18 protein-coding genes, 1 rRNA gene and 1 riboswitch are annotated in these 17,149 nt (G+C 45.3%); of the genes, 2 read left to right on the top strand and 17 right to left on the bottom strand.

Translation table 11 applies throughout. The annotated features are described in order from the left end of the window. Window positions 1-12 precede the first annotated feature (12 nt). From HF638_RS26705 to HF638_RS26695, 3 genes are all read right to left on the bottom strand, one after another. Entirely contained in the window at window positions 13-1,197 is a 1,185-nt protein-coding gene (locus HF638_RS26705) for a ubiquitin-like domain-containing protein (RefSeq protein ID WP_169482992.1), read from the bottom strand. Window positions 1,198-1,468: 271 nt separating this feature from the next. Then, a riboswitch (cyclic di-AMP (ydaO/yuaA leader) is annotated at window positions 1,469-1,722 on the bottom strand. A gap of 241 nt (window positions 1,723-1,963) precedes the next feature. Next, window positions 1,964-2,734 (bottom strand): TatD family hydrolase, encoded by a 771-nt coding sequence (locus HF638_RS26700; RefSeq protein WP_211175806.1) that lies wholly within the window; start codon window positions 2,732-2,734, stop codon window positions 1,964-1,966. A gap of 332 nt (window positions 2,735-3,066) precedes the next feature. Next, window positions 3,067-4,344 carry an HD domain-containing protein gene (locus HF638_RS26695; RefSeq protein WP_169482991.1) on the bottom strand — a complete coding sequence of 426 codons (1,278 nt, stop codon included), beginning with the start codon at window positions 4,342-4,344 and terminating at the stop codon, window positions 3,067-3,069. A 317-nt stretch (window positions 4,345-4,661) separates the two neighbouring features. On the opposite strand from HF638_RS26695, the gene HF638_RS26690 reads away from it, so the two are divergent. Continuing rightward, window positions 4,662-4,916, top strand: coding sequence for an AbrB/MazE/SpoVT family DNA-binding domain-containing protein (locus HF638_RS26690; RefSeq protein WP_024633700.1), 255 nt, complete (start codon window positions 4,662-4,664; stop codon window positions 4,914-4,916). A gap of 283 nt (window positions 4,917-5,199) precedes the next feature. Here HF638_RS26690 and rsmI read toward each other — a convergent pair whose 3' ends face one another. From rsmI to HF638_RS26630, 12 genes are all read right to left on the bottom strand, one after another. Then, complete coding sequence (gene rsmI / locus HF638_RS26685; RefSeq protein WP_169482990.1) at window positions 5,200-6,084, bottom strand: 16S rRNA (cytidine(1402)-2'-O)-methyltransferase; 885 nt, start codon at window positions 6,082-6,084, stop codon at window positions 5,200-5,202. Beyond that, complete coding sequence (locus HF638_RS26680) at window positions 6,085-6,864, bottom strand: tRNA1(Val) (adenine(37)-N6)-methyltransferase (RefSeq protein ID WP_169482989.1); 780 nt, start codon at window positions 6,862-6,864, stop codon at window positions 6,085-6,087. A gap of 95 nt (window positions 6,865-6,959) precedes the next feature. Further along, window positions 6,960-7,328 (bottom strand): DNA replication initiation control protein YabA, encoded by a 369-nt coding sequence (gene yabA / locus HF638_RS26675; RefSeq protein WP_017691386.1) that lies wholly within the window; start codon window positions 7,326-7,328, stop codon window positions 6,960-6,962. A gap of 28 nt (window positions 7,329-7,356) precedes the next feature. Beyond that, on the bottom strand, window positions 7,357-8,157 hold the full coding sequence (locus tag HF638_RS26670) for a PSP1 domain-containing protein (RefSeq protein WP_053778939.1): 801 nt from the start codon (window positions 8,155-8,157) through the stop codon (window positions 7,357-7,359). Between the two features lie 118 nt (window positions 8,158-8,275). After that, window positions 8,276-9,247, bottom strand: coding sequence for a DNA polymerase III subunit delta' (gene holB, locus HF638_RS26665; RefSeq protein ID WP_062838101.1), 972 nt, complete (start codon window positions 9,245-9,247; stop codon window positions 8,276-8,278). A 9-nt stretch (window positions 9,248-9,256) separates the two neighbouring features. After that, a complete protein-coding gene (locus HF638_RS26660; RefSeq protein WP_017691389.1) occupies window positions 9,257-9,700 on the bottom strand; it encodes a YaaR family protein in 444 nt (147 codons plus the stop codon). Window positions 9,701-10,042: 342 nt separating this feature from the next. Beyond that, window positions 10,043-10,372: a cyclic-di-AMP receptor gene (locus HF638_RS26655; protein WP_017691391.1), complete on the bottom strand. Its 330-nt coding sequence runs from the start codon at window positions 10,370-10,372 to the stop codon at window positions 10,043-10,045. Window positions 10,373-10,433: 61 nt separating this feature from the next. Next, window positions 10,434-11,081, bottom strand: coding sequence for a dTMP kinase (tmk, locus tag HF638_RS26650; RefSeq protein WP_169482988.1), 648 nt, complete (start codon window positions 11,079-11,081; stop codon window positions 10,434-10,436). 216 nt (window positions 11,082-11,297) lie between these two features. Beyond that, a complete protein-coding gene (locus HF638_RS26645) occupies window positions 11,298-11,990 on the bottom strand; it encodes an LrgB family protein (RefSeq protein ID WP_169482987.1) in 693 nt (230 codons plus the stop codon). After that, on the bottom strand, window positions 11,960-12,310 hold the full coding sequence (locus HF638_RS26640) for a CidA/LrgA family protein (RefSeq protein ID WP_169482986.1): 351 nt from the start codon (window positions 12,308-12,310) through the stop codon (window positions 11,960-11,962). The genes HF638_RS26645 and HF638_RS26640 overlap by 31 nt, the downstream gene beginning before the upstream one ends. 234 nt (window positions 12,311-12,544) lie before the next feature. After that, window positions 12,545-14,371: an aminotransferase class I/II-fold pyridoxal phosphate-dependent enzyme gene (locus HF638_RS26635; RefSeq protein ID WP_169482985.1), complete on the bottom strand. Its 1,827-nt coding sequence runs from the start codon at window positions 14,369-14,371 to the stop codon at window positions 12,545-12,547. A gap of 256 nt (window positions 14,372-14,627) precedes the next feature. Continuing rightward, window positions 14,628-14,813 carry a sigma factor G inhibitor Gin gene (locus HF638_RS26630; protein WP_062838106.1) on the bottom strand — a complete coding sequence of 62 codons (186 nt, stop codon included), beginning with the start codon at window positions 14,811-14,813 and terminating at the stop codon, window positions 14,628-14,630. A gap of 493 nt (window positions 14,814-15,306) precedes the next feature. Between HF638_RS26630 and HF638_RS26625 the strand changes: the two genes are divergently transcribed. Then, window positions 15,307-15,831 carry a hypothetical protein gene (locus tag HF638_RS26625; RefSeq protein WP_169482984.1) on the top strand — a complete coding sequence of 175 codons (525 nt, stop codon included), beginning with the start codon at window positions 15,307-15,309 and terminating at the stop codon, window positions 15,829-15,831. Between the two features lie 591 nt (window positions 15,832-16,422). On the opposite strand, the gene HF638_RS26620 is transcribed toward HF638_RS26625, so the two are convergent. Together HF638_RS26620 and rrf are read right to left on the bottom strand one after the other, a co-directional pair. Beyond that, window positions 16,423-16,863, bottom strand: coding sequence for a hypothetical protein (locus HF638_RS26620; protein ID WP_082763048.1), 441 nt, complete (start codon window positions 16,861-16,863; stop codon window positions 16,423-16,425). A gap of 212 nt (window positions 16,864-17,075) precedes the next feature. After that, window positions 17,076-17,149, bottom strand: a 5S ribosomal RNA gene (rrf, locus tag HF638_RS29085); the annotation flags it as partial.

Here is a 17,149-nt window from a genome sequence, read left to right as displayed (position 1 = left end):
AGTAAAACGATTTTAGTTCGCTTCCGGCTTCACCGGACCGATCACGTAGACCGTCTTGCCTTTCTTGCGTCCAAAATTCAGGGCATGCTTCACACTGTCATAATATACATCAATTTTGTTGCCTTTAATGGCACCGCCTGTATCTTCCGCACGACGGAAGCCCAGACCTTCGATATATACCCACCAGCCAATTGGAATGACTTTGGGATCAACCGCGATGGTGCGCCCTTCCGTTACACGAGTACCGGAAGCTGTTTTAGTACCAATGCCAGGCTCTTCGGAAGAGTAGGCAGTCATGGATACATTCTTAAGTACTTTGGAGTATTTAAAAGAAGTCCCGGATACGGTAATCACTTTGCTGCCCGAGGCAGCGGTTTTCTTCGAGTTCGTTGTTGTTGCCTGTTTCGTTGTTGAAGTCTGAGCCGATACGGTTTGAACCTCAGGCTCTTTTACGACCGGTTTTGCTTTGGTACCGACAGCGATCACTTTATCTACACGATTATTCGCGACGGATTTGCCGACCATTTTTTTGGAGACCAATTCTCCATCCTGAAATACCTTTTCGATATGCTGTACAAGTGTGCCTTCTTTGCCGTTTACAACGACACGGTTATCCCCTTTGTACAAGCTAGGGTCAGCCGTTTTGATCACTTTATAAGCGATCGGTTGTTCTACATCCACTGTACGCTTTGTTACCCGCACTACACGAATTTTCATATCCGCTTTGACTGCAGTTCCAAGCGCCGGATACACTTTATCATTACTTGCAACCTGAATACCTGATTTTTGAATTGCCTCTTGTACCGATGAATCGGTTGTATACAGAGTCTTGGTGTCTCCGTCTGCCGTAATGTTAACTGGAACGGCCCGCTCAATAACAATTCGGTCTCCATCTGTAATCGCCCCGTTCATGGACATGGATACCTTATCGTGAGGGCTGACTGTGATTGACTGCTCCTCCAGCATTTCCTGAAGCATTCCTGTACGAGTCTCTACCACCTGAGCTTTGCCATCAATAACCAGTGAAATTTGTTTCCCGGCCTGACCGTAAACGACTAACAAGATCATGATTGTAAGCGCAATTGAGAAAATCGCGATCAATGCCATTTGACGCATGTTCTCATGCTTCCACCGCAACGCGAAAGACTTACTGGATGATCGTGACTCATGGGTCTCTTCTGGTTGGAATGTGCCCACTTCTCCGTCCTCCTTCATAGCCTCGTCGTCTAAAGTAATGCATGATGTCTTTGACGTGACTATACCAATTTTTCTACAGAACACAGATCGGACCAAATGACCGGTTCTGCACCATGAATCAATCTTCGCAACATGATGTCATCCTCCTGAATACCTACCGTATGATGACAACATTTCTTTTATTCAAAAACAAAAAAGCCAAAGAAAGAGTGTAAGAGGAACTCTTTCGTGGCTTCCGAATGATTCTGAATATCGGAAATTCATGCACGAGGTTGCCTCTCTTTTTCCGCTTGCGAGGTTAGCTGTCGGGTTCGGGCGAAAGAGAGCCGCCCTATCTTGGGTCACCCGCTCATGGCGGACGCCCTTGAATTCACCCCGAGACCCAAAGAAGAAATCAAATATGGCTTCGCAGATCCTCTCGCTGCTTTTGGGTCAGCGAACGATGCGCATCGGCCAAATACACCGATGTTTAAGCCCTATTGGTTCCCCCGCTCTCCGTTAACGGAGACTCAGCGAGACTGATTCATGAAAGTAATGTTGTTTCCTCGGAAAGTGTCCCTTTGTTCATCCCCCGAACATCTGTCCAATTTTCCGCACAACAATTCACTGAAAAGATGATATCCTGTTTTGATGCATGTTGTAAAGCATTGATCAAGTACGTTTTTCTGAATATTTGGTTAAAATATTGTAATATTCTTGATTTATTTGGATCAAAGAGCAAATTAACTCCGCTTAACTCTCTATTTCACCTGATTTACTCGTTTTTTTAACGAATGCCAAATCGTTCCATGGCATTTTTGGTTGTTATTGCAGCAATTTCCTCTACCGAAATGCCTTTAATTTCCGCAGCTGCCTCTGCAACCAGACGTACATGCGCTGTCTCATTTCGTTTTCCACGGTACGGATGAGGTGTCAAATATGGAGCATCTGTTTCAATGAAAAACCGGTCCATAGGAACCTTCTCCAGAACCTCTTTTGGTTGCTTTGCATTTTTGAATGTGATTGGACCTCCGAAGGACAGATGGAAGCCCATATCGAGACAACTTTTCGCTGTTTCCCAGCTACCCGAGAACGAGTGCATCACACCACCAACCTCGCCAGCCTTCTCTTCACGCAAAATTTTTATAATATCCTCGTGCGCATCCCGATTGTGGATGACAATCGGCATATTCACTTCACGCGCCAAAGCAATTTGTTGTCGTAATACGCGATGTTGCACTTCCTTCGGCGAAGTATCCCAGTGATAATCCAATCCAATCTCACCGATCGCGACCACTTTTTCATGCTTGCATAAAGATGCAATCCACTCCAGATCGCCCTCCTGCATCGTGATCGCGTCTACCGGATGCCACCCTACTGCTGCATATATAAAGTCATATGTTTCGGCCAGTTTCATTGTGGTTGGAATCGTCTCCCGGTTAAAACCAATGTTGATCATGCGACCAACCCCCGCGTCCACAGCACGTTGAATCATGTCCTCGCGGTCCTCGTCGAATTGTGGTGCATCCAGATGTGTGTGTGTGTCGAACAGCATCATGTTTGTATCTCCCTTCATGTCGAACTAACGACTATCTTCTTTTTGGTAATTTAATTTATAAAATCCAATATTTTAATGCTTCATAAAGAAAATTTTAAAAACCCTTGGAATTCCATCATTACACTCTTTTCTTCACAAACTACAATATATAGAAGATATACGGATATTTAGATCTATATATTGCTATTGATGATGACTCTAACTACTTTCTTTTACAAAATTATGTCGATCTACATATACTCCCCATTAAAGCAGATTACTGTATCATGAAAAATAGCTCTTTTAGAAAGTCTTTTGAACTCGAAATTTTTCACCAAGTTGTACACTCATCATTACAAGAAATAGGGGCGTATATGGGACGGTAATTCGTGAATAATCGCATCCACCTTGTTTTGCGGGTAATACAAATGATGTTTTCCCCGATGTAGCCCACTGATGGAACGGACAATGTCGGATACTTCTGACAACTCATGTAACTTGTCCTGTCGATCGAGCAGAAGAATCTGCTTATCCGTGGATTCATCCGGACGAAACACATCATACGGATTATCCGATGGAAAATCAATTTCAAGATCATATTCGGGATTAAGACCTGCCTGAACAAATGCTTCCCGAATCTCTTCCATCATTATCAAGTCGGTCTGTTCAAGTTCTACATACTTATATAACTTGCGATCCATAAAACGTTCGCATAACTCACTTAGAACAGTATCGTCCTCCTTGCGCCACTGCGTAAATGCCGTCTGAATCAAAGCTTCATCCAACTGCAAATATTCCTCTACCGATAGTTCTCCTTCAAATAATTGAGGTAGTGGATCGATCATGAAGCGGAATTGAAAATTTTCCTGTATAAGTGTTTTCGCTCGCTTGAATATTTGCCGCAATATAATTTCGGAACTCCGGGTTACCGGATGGAAGTAAATCTGCCAATACATCTGATACCGAGACATTAAGTAATCCTCAACAGCATGCATGCCTGAGTCTTTGACTACAATCCGTCCATGATAAGGGCGCAGCATACGAAGGATACGATCAAGGTCGATTGTTCCATAGTTTACTCCTGTAAAATAAGCATCCCTGAGCAAATAATCCATTCGGTCCGCATCAAGAGGGCTAGTCACCAGATTGACTACAATCGGTTGCTCATACGTTTTTTGAATCACAGAAGCCACTTTCTCAGGAAAATCAGGAGCATACCGTCTTAAGATCGCCCCTACTTCGGTATCACCTGTAATGATGCGACAAGTCCAATCTTCGTGATTCATGTCAAAAGCTTCCTCGATGGAGTGAGAGAATGGCCCATGCCCAAGATCATGAAGTAAAGCTGCGCACAGAGCTACAATCTTTTCTTCTTTCGGCCAATCCGAATAATGACTTCTTTCAAATTGAGAGATGATCTTGCGCGTAATTTCATAAACACCCAGTGAATGTGAGAAACGACTATGCTCTGCCCCGTGAAAGGTAAGGTACGAAGTCCCCAACTGACGAATCCGACGTAAACGCTGAAATTCGGGAGTGTTGATTAACTCCCATATAACTGGATCTTGCACGTGGATGTAATTATGTACCGGATCTTTAAACACTTTCTCTTCCGTTAAACGTTGTTCCATATCGACTCACTCCTTTAATTTCTCTTATATTAACGCTTTGATCTCTACAATTCATCAAAGATTCGACACAGCATGACGAACTTTGTCGAATAACGTAGTTTTGTCGTTTTCCAAATCGACAAAGCTGACATTGATGTTTAAATACGAAAAACGGCTTTCAATCCCTTACCACCAGTAACCTTGTGAAAAACAGCCTTAATTTTAAGCTAATTTTAAGGTTGACTGTTTTGGGAATCGTTGGTATGATGAGTATCATAAAACATAAAATAATGTCGAATAATGACAATGATAGTTAGCTGAGAGGAGCACTGATTATAATGATGAAATCAACAGGTATTGTAAGAAAAGTGGACGAACTAGGACGGGTAGTTATTCCAATCGAATTGCGCCGTACGCTCGGTATTGGTGAAAAAGATGCTCTGGAAATCTATGTTGACGGCGAGCGCATCATGTTGAAAAAATACGAGCCTGCTTGTATCTTCTGTGGTAATGCAGAGAACGTTACTTACTTCAAAGGTAAAATTGTTTGTAACGAATGTATTTCCGAAATCCCTGCACCTGTGACAAAATAAGAAAAACCAGGTATACTGGACTTATCTAAATTGTTATTTCTAACCTTTTTAATATTCCTTAATGGCCTTCCCGGTGTGAACCCCACCGTGGAAGGTATTTTTTTGCCCTGTCATGGGTTCCATTACCCAAAATGGGTCTGTCACACCACAACCGGGAGAGAGCGGTAAATTTTATTTGGAATTTTTTTTGAACCGCTCTGCTTTTTTAAGATTCCACTAAGGTTGGGTATAAGGTTCTTTTCAGGTTATGTTCCCCATGACAGATGATAATTGGTTCGGTTAGCTACTCGATTAACGCATTATATACATCCCGCTTCGTAAGACCACGATCGGTTGCCGTTTTTTTCATCGCATCTTTGCGATTATGTCCTTCACCCTCATAGTGGTTGACATGATCCGCAAGCGACATGAGCTGCCACCATGCTTCGCGTTCAGCCTTACGCTCCTCTTCCTTAATGCCTTCTACCAGCAAACAGTACTCGCCAAGAGGTGGATGCTCTTCAAGCCAGTCTATGCATTCCTTCACAGTGCCCCTTGCGAATTCCTCATGACGCTTGGTTAGTTCACGGGCCAGGACAATCGAGCGGTCACCCAGAATTTCTTCGAGATGGACTAATGTTTTTCGAATACGGTGAGGTGATTCATAAAATAACAAAGTCCCGTTGGATTCGTCAAAAGCCTCCAGTACTTTTCGCATATCCTTTTTCTCCCGCGGCAAAAAACCGCCGAATGTAAAACGCTCCGTCGGTAATCCGGACACGATCAGAGCAGACAACGCAGCATTGGGTCCAGGGATGGGAATGACCGTTATTCCGGCTTCCAGCGCAAGCTGTACAAGGTCGGAACCAGGGTCTGAAATGGCTGGCAGACCGGCATCACTGACCAGTGCCAGATTTTTTCCTTCTATTATATAGCGTATCAGTTCAGGGCCACTTGCTCCCTTGTTATGCTCGTGATAACTAAACAACATCGACGGTGTAATTTCAAAATGGGTAAGCAACTTTCGGGTCTGGCGTGTATCTTCTGCTGCAATGATGTCACAGCTCTGCAATGTCTTGATGGCCCGGAAGGTCATGTCCTCCAGATTACCAATCGGTGTTCCAACCAGATATAGCTTACCTGATCCTTCTGGCTGCTCCGCATAGCTTTTCTGAATATGCAAAGTCATCTAAAGTCCTCCTTTCGTTGTGCGCTCAGCATGTTGCTGACCATAGTAAATATCCATAATCTCTTCGCAGTATTTCCCCTCTTCATTGTAGACAATGAGTGGAGGAAGCATCCTTACTTCGGGTTTACCATCTTTCATTCCTTCAATTAATACCATGTTGGCTTCCAGATGAGCACGGGGATGTACCATCCGAATCCGTTTGGGCTCCAGCTTATATTCGCGCATGAGCGAGATAATCTCTGCAAGGCGCTGTGGACGGTGAACCATCGATACTTTACCGCCATTACGTACAAGTCGACTGCAAGCCTGGATCACTTCTTCCAAGGTACATCCAATCTCATGACGTGCCATGGCCTGATGTGTATTCATCTTGAGATCACTGCCATTCAGAGGCATGTATGGGGGATTAACCGTTATTGCATCATAGACAGCATGACCCGTTTCTTTCACCAGTTCTCGCAAATCACCTTCACGAATCATAATCGACTCATCCAATGCATTTAATTGCACACTGCGACGCGCCATATCAGCCAAACGTGACTGAATCTCAATTCCTTCCAGACTAGCCTGCGTACGCGTTGTAAGCAGAATGGGAACCACCCCATTACCTGTACACAAATCAAGTACACGTCCCCGTTTAGGTACGGAAGCAAACCGAGCCAACAATACCGCATCCATCGAAAAACTGAATACTTCATCACTTTGAATGATTCTCAGATCATGAGAGAGCAGATCATCAATCCGCTCTGACTCATGTAACACTACTTCATTTGCTTTCATATGTTACGCTCATCCTCCGGTACTCTATATCTCATGTTCGTTAAGTTTAGGTTTGTAACCTTGAAAAAAAACCGTAGGGGATCCCTACGGTCACTTCATTTATTCAAAAAAGACAGGCAGAACAGACAATCGCCTTCCGTCCGCAGATGTCCATAATAGACGTTGCAGATATGGAAGCCTTCGTGATACAACCGGGCCAGGTTATCATACCCTTCACCCACAACATCTTCACCTGTAGCCGGACCTGCTGGTCTTGCTACGGGAGCGAGTGCTGAGGAGATCGGCAGATCTGCCGGAGCCTCACGCTTAAGCAGCTTGCGTAACTGCTCATTCTCGATGGTAAGCCGCTGATTATCCTCAAGCAGCTCCTTCACAATCATTTTTAACTCTCCTAAATCACCGTGCAACTGACCCAATTGGGTTTCCATTTCATGAATGTGCGTAAACAGATTTTTCTTTTCCAAGTTTCCACCCCGAAGCAACCTTTATGGTTTACTTGATAACGACGTCATCCAGCGGAAGTTCTTTGACTTTACTGATGTCGAACAGTTGAACATGGACTGTGCGGCTACCGGCATTAATTCCGACAACTTTTCCTTCACCCAATGAGGTGACGACCAATTTGCCTACAGCCGGAAGTTCTTCTCTCACACTTTCATAGTTATCATGCTCAAATTTCAGACAGCACATGAGTCTTCCGCACAACCCTGAAATTTTCGTCGGATTCAGTGACAGGCTCTGATCTTTAGCCATCTTGATTGATACCGGCTCAAAGTCTCCCAGCCAGGAAGAACAACACAACACACGGCCGCAAGGTCCGATTCCGCCAAGCATCTTCGCTTCATCACGTACACCAATCTGTCTCAGCTCGATTCGTGTCCGGAAAATACTTGCCAGATCCTTGACCAGCTCCCGGAAATCAACTCTTCCTTCAGCTGTAAAATAAAATATAATTTTATTGCGATCAAACGTAAATTCCACATCGACCAGCTTCATTTTGAGGCCATGGTCTTTGATTTTATTTAAACAAGTACCGAATGCTTCTTTGGCTGCACGCTTGTTCTCATCAACCACACGGGCATCTGTCTCGCCCGCAACGCGGATGACTTTCTTCAGCGGCAACACCACATCGGACTCGCCCACTTCCTTCTTACCTACGACAACCTTACCGTACTCAACCCCCCGCGCTGTCTCCACGATAACGCAGTTTTCTTTCTCAATGGGAAGGTCCAGGGGATCGAAGTAATAAATTTTGCCCGCTTTTTTGAAACGGACACCCACTACACTGTACAAAAAATTAACCCCCTTGTAAGCCAACCCCACTTCGTCTGAAGCCCTGTCTTCTTAGGGAACCCGGCCGAAGTTATAACCGTTTGCATATGATTGGAGCTAACGCTGCCCTCTCCCAGTCTTATGCCAAACCGATCAAAAATTGCTCCAGACAAAGCTGGCCATTGACGTTGAAACGCAATTTTTTTCTGCATGCTGCGGCCATATCCATATAGGAGACCCACTGCTCTGTGCTGCGGGTATGTGCCAACTGAGATAGCATGTCTAACTGATCTATAAAAACGATATGTTCATGCCTATCGTACTGAACATACAGCATGTCCCTAAACCATAGATGGAACAAACTGAGTAGCATGTCCAGGTGTTCAGAGAGTCCGGTTTTAAAAAGCTTCTGCTGTGCAGAGATCAATGATGTACTTCCTCTACCCAGGGACTCCTTCCCTAATTGTAACATTACGTTTCTAATTTCTGCAAACCAATTCTGCTGGAGAATTTCTCTACATGCTTCCAATCCTGACGCTAAATGGACGGCAGAGCGAGCCAGATTGGCAGGGTGCCCTTCTTCAATCAGAGATTGTAACATCTCCTCCGGATTCAGTGCACTGAACGGCACCAATTGGGAGCGTGAACGGATCGTAGGCAACATGGCCTGTCCATTATCGGTAATCAGGATGCCGACTGCAGGAACCTGTGGTTCCTCCAAAAACTTCAGCAGACTGTTCGCTGCCTGCACCGTCATTTTCTCAGCTTGTTCTATAATATATACTTTCGGATGTCCTGCCTCAGATCGATATGAAAAGATACGCTGCAGATCCCGGATTTGATCTATTTTAATGTTGTTTCCATCTGGTGCAAGCATGGTTAGATCCGGATGATTACCATGTTCCACCTTACGACATTCAAGACACTGCCCGCACGCGTCATCTTCAAGCTCTGTACAGAATATTGCTTTGGCAAAGGTAATTGCCGTCTTCCGTTGCCCGCTTCCGGATGGCCCGCTAAACAAATACGCATGGCTTATGGCCTGACGTCTCAAACTGCTCTGTAACATTTGCTTGGCCGCTTGTTGACCCATAATTTGTTGAAAGGACATACTTCCTCCTCAGAAGCTTAAATTAATAAGCATCCCCCGAATTTCGCCTACTTGTTGTAATAGAGAGATTTTTCCTTCTTCTGTATCCAGCAGTTCATCAGCCATGGATAACAGAGCGGAGTCAATTTCATCAATCAGCTTGTACCGCTTGCCTCTGCCACGACGATCCCAACCCCTTGTCTCTTTCATGGATACACCGCGACGAACGGTCTCTTCCAGGAACCTTTTAACAAGTTGCTTATACGCCTTCAGTTCACGAATCGTCATGGAACGTGCCAAGCGATCGCCCTGAAGCTGGATTTCACTAAACCGGCGATTCAGTTCAGCTTGTGAGGCTCGTTCCCCCTGGTGGTTCATCATATCAGAGAAATTTTTGGATTGAACCGGTTTGGAACCTGAATCAGTAGAACTGATCCCGCTCTGAATCGGTCTGAATCCAGGATTGATTTTCATGGATACGCCCGCTTTCTATCATAGTTGGCCAATCGCCCATCAGCACAGTGCGCGTTGCGCCTGTGCGTGAGGATGAGGCTTTTATATATGCTGGTCACACTCTATATATAATGGTAGATACACATCACCATCAAGGTCTTTTTTGTTTGTAGTCAACTTCTTCCCGGATGAGCATTCCCCAGCTAGGAAATGTTCATCCGGGAAAAGTGTGCCCATTCTTCTGATCAAGAAAGGCGTTCCGTAAGTGGCACGCACGAACTCTGTTAACTCTTCTTGCATCCATCGTTTCCAACATGCTATCGATAATGAAAGACCCTCATGGGATCCATGCAAAAGGTTTAATTAAAAATGTTCGAAGCGATCTACCGGGAGAACAAATACAGTAGCTCCACCTACTTGAACTTCAACAGGTAGCGGCAGGTAAGAGTCGGTTGTTCCACTCATCGGTGTGACCGGAGTCACGAGCTGTTCACGAACCTTACAGCTGCTGCGAATGACGTTCATTACGGACTCGACTTGACCATCATCGACACCGATCATAAACGTCGTGTTGCCTGCCTTCAAAAATCCACCCGTACTGGCCAACTTGGTTGCCCGAAAGTTTGCTTTGACCAATGCACTGGATAATCGGTTGCTGTCTTTATCCTGTATAATCGCAACAATCAGTTTCATCCTGCATAACCTCCTTCAGAATAAGCACCTTTATCAAATGCCCTGTCTATATATTAGACAATTACTCGTCAAAATCCTTCAAAATCCCTGTCTCCAGCGACAAAATCATTGCTGCCAAGACAGCCTCCTGCTTCATGGAAGCATCGATAACTCTGATTCGTTCCGGGAACTGCTCTTTTAATAGGAAGTAACCCTCTCGCACTTTACGATGAAACTCCAGATTTTCCAGATCCAGACGGTTCACTTCGCGGCCATCATGAGCGTCAATACGGGCAAGCCCCACTTCGGGCTCGATGTCCAGATATAAGGTCACATCCGGCATGAGATCACCAATTGCAAAGCGATTAATGGCCCATACATTCTCTATCCCGAGTCCACGGGCGTATCCTTGATAGACCAGACTGCTATCGACAAATCGGTCACAGATGACTGCTTTTCCAGCTTTCAGTGCAGGCTCTACCTTCTCCGCCAGATGCTGACTACGTGCGGCTGCATACAATAGCGCTTCGGTTCGAGCATCCATTGCCGTATGAAGAGGGTCCAGGATAATGGAACGTATTTTCTCCGCAATCTCAATTCCTCCAGGCTCTCGCGTAACTACGTAAGGTATACCCCGTTCTTCAAAATAAGAACCTACTCTACCGATCATCGTTGTTTTACCGGAACCCTCTCCCCCTTCCAGCGTAATGAATTTACCTCTGCCCTGCATATGCTTCCCTGCTTTCTATGTCGATAATTGCATCTATTGCTGCCGTAACACATATGTTTAGACCCTCTTGCTACAGGATATGATATCCCCCGCCCAGAGGTGTATAACAACAGCTACACCAGTACGTATTAATAACACAAAAATAATACATGCTTGTTTTCTTTCTATAATACTATAGGTCGGCAGTTACTCCAAGGTGAACAACAAAGTAAACGTTCAACCGTAGATGATCCATACCCATAACGGAAGCATGATGGATCCAGCAATGGCACTGACAATCATGGATACCGAGCTGAGGGCTACCGCATTCTCTCCATATTCGAAAGACCTTGCCATGCCGAGGGCATGAGATGCTGAACCCAGTCCGATTCCATAGGCATGTTCACTACGAACCTTGGCCCATTTCAACAGCATCGGCCCTAGTAATATCCCTGAGAAACCTGCAATCATCACAAACAGCGATGTAAATGAGGCATTCCCTCCGACCTGATCTGCAAGTTGAATAGCTACAGGAGTTGTCACGGATTTTGGCAATAAAGCGATGACCATCTCTTGAGGATAGCCGAGCAGAATGGCGATTAAAGCGCCTGTGGCTATACCTGTAATACTGCCTCCGATCGTTCCACCCACAATTGGAATGATATTTTGCTTCAGCACATGTAGATGTCTGGACAAGGGGAAAGCGAGCGATACGACTGCTGGTCCCAAAAGCTCCTGTATCCATTTGCCACCCAGCATATACGTATCCAGCTTTATACCGGAAATCACCAAGATCAGAATCAGGATGGCAGTCGTTGTGAGTACAGGCATAAGTATAGGCCATTTCAGCCGTTTATATAGACGAGTGGCTGGAATATATACAGCGATGGTTAGCGCGATCATTCCAATTCCGAGGATGAATGCTGACAAGTGATCGCCTCCTTTTTACCTGAATGAGACGATCTCCATGTCATGAGCCACTCACTTAATTTGGCAGATATCAGACATGTGATTAATGTGCTAATGATCAAACCCAGAACCAATAACAAGGTGTTCGCTCTAAAAAAATCAAAATGATTAATAATGCCCACAGTAGGCGGGATGAATAATAATTGCAAATGCGACTGAAGCCACGTTGATCCTTCTTCTCCCCAACTCATTTTGATCCATCCCAGTTGAATGGCGATAAACAATACCAGCATGCCCACAATACTACCTGTTAACGGCAGATGTAATAGACCTTGAATCAAGTTTCCTATCCAATAAAAACCGTACATCAACAAAACTTGCAGGACTATTCCTGTATATTTTTTTAGCGGAATACCCAAAGTGGTCCCTTCTTTCTTATGTCTATCTATATAAGTTGAACTAGCAAGTAGATTAATGACCAAGAGACCCTCACATATGTAGGGTCAGGTATTGCTATCCGTATTGGTTATATAGAATACCTATGGGTGAATACATTCAGATATTTCATGTTCTCTTCAATCTTTCATGACCTTTAATGACTGTAGAGATGCATCTGATACCCCGTGAAACTTTGCACCCTCATCCCGCAGGAGTTGTATACGAGCCACCATCGATGAACTTAGGCGTTCACCCGGATATACAAGCGGAATCCCTGGAGGATACGGAACTACCATCTCGGCTGATCGACAGCCCACACTTTCTTCTATAGGGACATTGATCGTATCCGTCTCCGCAATCGGTTGCAGTGTAAATGAGATCGGTTCCGAGTAGCGAGTGGTTTCTTGTAAATTGTTCCACGTGGAAATATAATGTGCCGAACCTTTCGCAATCTGTTGCGATGGCTCTGTATTGGATTGGTTCAGCTCATGCCCATTGGCAGAGCTGATATGGTGTAAAGCCTGCAACAGGTGCTGGGCATCTTGCACCGTTGAGCCCAGGCTGAAGAGCAAGACGACGTACCGTTCGTCGCTCATCTCAGGCACACAGCCGCATGCTTCGAGCTGCTCCTGTAGCCCATAACCGCTCAGCACCCCTGTGCCGTCATAAATGACGGCCTTAAATGGGTCCTGAGCGGTGTACCCCGCGGCAGCTGGCATCGCCGCCGCGGTCAGGCCCTTCCGTGTCTGCTGCCCAGCGGACACGGGTATGCCAGCCGGCTTCGCTGTTCCGGCTGGTGGTTCTTGCTGCAGCGGCTGTGTAGGCTGCAGCAACTGAAAGCGTGGCAGCTCCGCGAGGCCGCGCTTAAAGGCATTCACGGCGGCGAGCCCCGCCGTGAAGGTGTTCGCTCCCTGCACGTGCAGCAGCCGGCGCGCCAGATCAAGCGAAGCCATCACCGGGTATGATGGGCTTGAGCTTTGCACCATGGCCAGGCGCTGCCTTAATAGGGACCGGTTTAACAGTGGTCCCTGAATGTGCAGCATGGCACCCATGGTGAAGGCCGTCAGCATCTTATGCGTCGACTGCACTACACCGTCTGCTCCGCACGACAGTGCAGAGACAGGCAGCTCCGGATGCTGCCCATAATGCGCGCCATGCGCTTCATCCACGAGCAATGGCATGCCAGCAGCGTGGCATACCTCGGCTATGGGCGTCAGATCTGCGCCCATGCCGTAATAATTGGGCAACGTGACTAACATGCCCTTTGCCTCAGGGTAGGACTGGACAGCAGCCTGAACCGTCTCCACCGACGGCATGACCGCAAGTCCAGACGCAGGATCAACCCACGGCTCCAGAAACACAGCTCTTGCGCCTGCCAGCATTAAACCGTGAATAACGGATTTGTGTACATTCCGTTGTACCAGGACAATACTGTTCGGCTCAGCGCACACGGTTAGCAATAGAGAAAGATTACCCGCCGTACTGCCTCCCACAAGAAAAAAACTCTCCTCAGCGCCAAAACAATCTGCGGCAAGCTCCTGCGCTTCCTGGATCACACCTTCCGGATGATGCAAATCATCCGTGCCCGTAATCTCCGTAACATCAATCTCCATCATCTCCAGAAATGAACGCACCGGTACCAGTTCTAATTCCGAGTGAGCACCATCAGCGCCAAAATGTTCCCCACTCCCCAGATCAGCCCCATGTTCATCCACCGAACTGACACGCTCTACCCTATGGGTAGCATTTTTTCCTGCATCCCTCTGAGTCTCTCCGTTTTGCTGGTATTCCTCATTAACGATATCCTTAACAGGAAATTGTCCTGCTTCTGCTTCTTCCACCAACTGTCGGTAAGCTTGTCCATTCTTATGCCCAGGCACATGAAAAGAACGCTGCTTCGAATCACGATACGTAAGCAACGCTTCATATAAAGGGGCTCTACTTGCTTTATTTTTATGATCCATGAAGTAACCATCCTGTACATATATTATGTGCGCCCGATGCGTTCCAAAATGCATCCTAATCTATGCAACGCCCTTCTTCCCCATCTTCACACGCGTTACTGCAAATTTCCTATATCATTATATCAGCATACGCCTTCCTTGCATGGCAGACAAGACAATCTCTCCTCTTAAAAACAGAAAAAGGCCCATTGGGCCTCTATACACATCAGCATCATTGCAATGCGATGTTTAGCTTCTACTTCTATAGCAACATTCATTATGCGTTCTTTTGTACCCAAATCTGTTTCATCTGATTGATAAAATAATTGTACTTGGCATCCTGCGCATCGGTATGAACCATTTCTGCTTCACAAGTGTCACATATGAATTCAGATACAATAAAAATGCCTTCTCTTTTTCTTTGCTCGCAGATAATACATGTGTGTTCGGCATGTTCTTCCATGAACCATCCCACCTTGTTTTACGTTTACTATCAGTATTGCACAGTTTCTATTATTTTAAACATTTTCATAGTGCTTTCTTTCTATAAAATATATATATTCGCCCACCCCCTCTTGGGTGTCTGTACCGAAAAATACATTCATTCTTCCTACAAGAGCATTCACCTGCTTATGTCTACACAATTACCCTGCATTCCATCGCATTGCCCTCTAAATCACGTATTCCTTGGTCTGACTCAAACTTATATTTAATTTCCTTAAAAAAACTGTGAATCTCAGCCGATATATAATACATGATAACGATATCAAGCCTGACAGTCCGTGCATTCGGGAGTATACTGAGAGAAGCTCCGTCGAATCTCAATATCTTGTACAATCGTCATGGCGTAAGATACAAGGTTCATATATACATACATGATTCATTCCCTTTTACACGTGTAAGAACCGAATACCTACCACGCACAAACGTGAATCCGAAGGAGGATATATAATCGTATGATCGCCGAACCGGAGAATAAGGCAACATTTTATCAATACCGGCTTCTGAAAAAAAAGGCTATCGCCCGCAGTGTCATTTATAGCTATCTGTGTCTGCCGGTCATCATGCTCTTATTCAATCTACTCGCATTCTCCTGGACTAGCCTCTTCTTTTTTGTACTGGCAGGTCCGATCACCATCTGGATTCATTATGTCATCGCCAGAACCATATTACTTCTGGTCCGCACCTCTTATGCCAAACGCTGGCGCTGGAATCTGCGTATGCCCTGGTTAGGTTATATCCCTGATCAGCATTTCAGCTTCCGTATGTTTGTCCGGGTACACCTAAACATGAGCTGGATTGGACTATGTATCATTACAGTATGTTTAATATGGTCGCCCTTGTCCTTCACCCTCTCGCTGATCTTCTGGCATCTGTGGTTGCTGGGTCCTCGCTTATATGTTGTAATGGTCCTCTCCCGCGAGCGCAAAGATGGACTCATCAAATTGAATGAACAAGATGTCTCATACTATCTGCAATAATTGCCCTTCATTCATTCAATAGTACATGTACATCACTTACCTGTAATACATAATGGCTGAGCCCCTTCGGATATTCTGATACAAAACAGGATCGTCGTATTGTCCAATTGACTCAGTCTCACTTGCTCAAATAAAGGTTATCCACTGTGGATAACCTTTATTTATCGTTCCCCCTCATTCCTTATCCACAGAGTGGGTATAGTTAAATGAGTTATCCCCACGCCAGGCTCCATTCTTCTCCTCTTTTTCGCCTGTTGTTACATATCTCATAACCCCCCCGTTTGTTCCGTAGAACTTACGCCTTGAGCAATCTCTCACTCAGTCTCAGCTCTATCCTCCTTATGGTCGCTTCCATCAGCCATTCAATAGCTCACGTCTATCCGTGTACGAGAAGGTCTACTCCATTCGCTCTATTCCCTTTGTACCTCTTATGCCCTCTACTGTGCTTTACTCGAGCGATCATTTCTCCTATCACTAATACAGCCTACTTCACGAAATAACAAAAAAGCCCCCGATCAATTACATGGGAGCTTTACTATATAAGGAACATCACAGCGTTAATTAATCATATACAACCTTACTCGCAACAGCTCAATCGTCTTCAGCCAATGATTTAACTGTCGTTTGAGTAGCATCATTTCTAGGAACCATTAGTGTAAAGGAACCATCATGTACTGCTAAATGCACAGTATGTCCTTCCTTTGCAAATACACGCAAGGTACTGGATTCATTGGATGTACCCTTGGCTTGCCTCTCTGTCCAACCCCAGCTTTTAATCTCGTCTAGATATACCTCAGGCAAGCTAGTGCTTTCACTAATACCAGACAGCGTATATCGTACATAATCCATATCCGAATTGTTTTCGGACTGGTCAGATTTATTCGCTACTTTAGGTACCGGGAAACTCTTCTCGTTAACCGCACCTTCATATGAAGTCCATACAGCTCCTGAAGCTTCACCGCATCCTGCCAGAACAACAGTCAGACAAAGCAACAGAAATGATTGTAGTCCAAGTCTCCGCCAACTTAACACACACACCCTCCTTTTCACAGCTGCACATTCCAGCTCTGTGGTCAGGTACTTTTAGCATATTTAACATAGTCCTATTATACTGGTTTTGCCGCTGTTATCCGTAACAAAAATGTTACCTTCAATTGACGATCATGTTAAAGCTTACGCTTACCATATTTAATCCATATAAACAAATAAAAACCACCACCGAATTACATCGGCAGTGGTTAATTGCTTGGCGGCGTCCTACTCTCCCAGGACCCTGCGGTCCAAGTACCATCGGCGCTAGAGGGCTTAACGGTCGTGT

It is taken from the genome of Paenibacillus sp. SZ31, assembly GCF_012912005.1.
In the GTDB taxonomy this organism is placed as follows: Bacteria; Bacillota; Bacilli; order Paenibacillales; family Paenibacillaceae; genus Paenibacillus.
Note: the sequence above shows the minus strand (reverse complement) of the source record. Positions and strands in the feature narration are given on the sequence as shown.

Coding starts and splice junctions, on each gene's coding strand:
- HF638_RS26700 (WP_211175806.1), bottom strand. CDS start 2,734: ATGATGCTGTTCGACACACACACACATCTGGATGCACCACAATTCGAC.
- HF638_RS26695 (WP_169482991.1), bottom strand. CDS start 4,344: ATGGAACAACGTTTAACGGAAGAGAAAGTGTTTAAAGATCCGGTACAT.
- HF638_RS26690 (WP_024633700.1), top strand. CDS start 4,662: ATGATGAAATCAACAGGTATTGTAAGAAAAGTGGACGAACTAGGACGG.
- rsmI (WP_169482990.1), bottom strand. CDS start 6,084: ATGACTTTGCATATTCAGAAAAGCTATGCGGAGCAGCCAGAAGGATCA.
- HF638_RS26680 (WP_169482989.1), bottom strand. CDS start 6,864: ATGAAAGCAAATGAAGTAGTGTTACATGAGTCAGAGCGGATTGATGAT.
- holB (WP_062838101.1), bottom strand. CDS start 9,247: ATGTCCTTTCAACAAATTATGGGTCAACAAGCGGCCAAGCAAATGTTA.
- HF638_RS26660 (WP_017691389.1), bottom strand. CDS start 9,700: ATGAAAATCAATCCTGGATTCAGACCGATTCAGAGCGGGATCAGTTCT.
- HF638_RS26655 (WP_017691391.1), bottom strand. CDS start 10,372: ATGAAACTGATTGTTGCGATTATACAGGATAAAGACAGCAACCGATTA.
- tmk (WP_169482988.1), bottom strand. CDS start 11,081: ATGCAGGGCAGAGGTAAATTCATTACGCTGGAAGGGGGAGAGGGTTCC.
- HF638_RS26635 (WP_169482985.1), bottom strand. CDS start 14,371: ATGGATCATAAAAATAAAGCAAGTAGAGCCCCTTTATATGAAGCGTTG.
- HF638_RS26630 (WP_062838106.1), bottom strand. CDS start 14,813: ATGGAAGAACATGCCGAACACACATGTATTATCTGCGAGCAAAGAAAA.
- HF638_RS26625 (WP_169482984.1), top strand. CDS start 15,307: ATGATCGCCGAACCGGAGAATAAGGCAACATTTTATCAATACCGGCTT.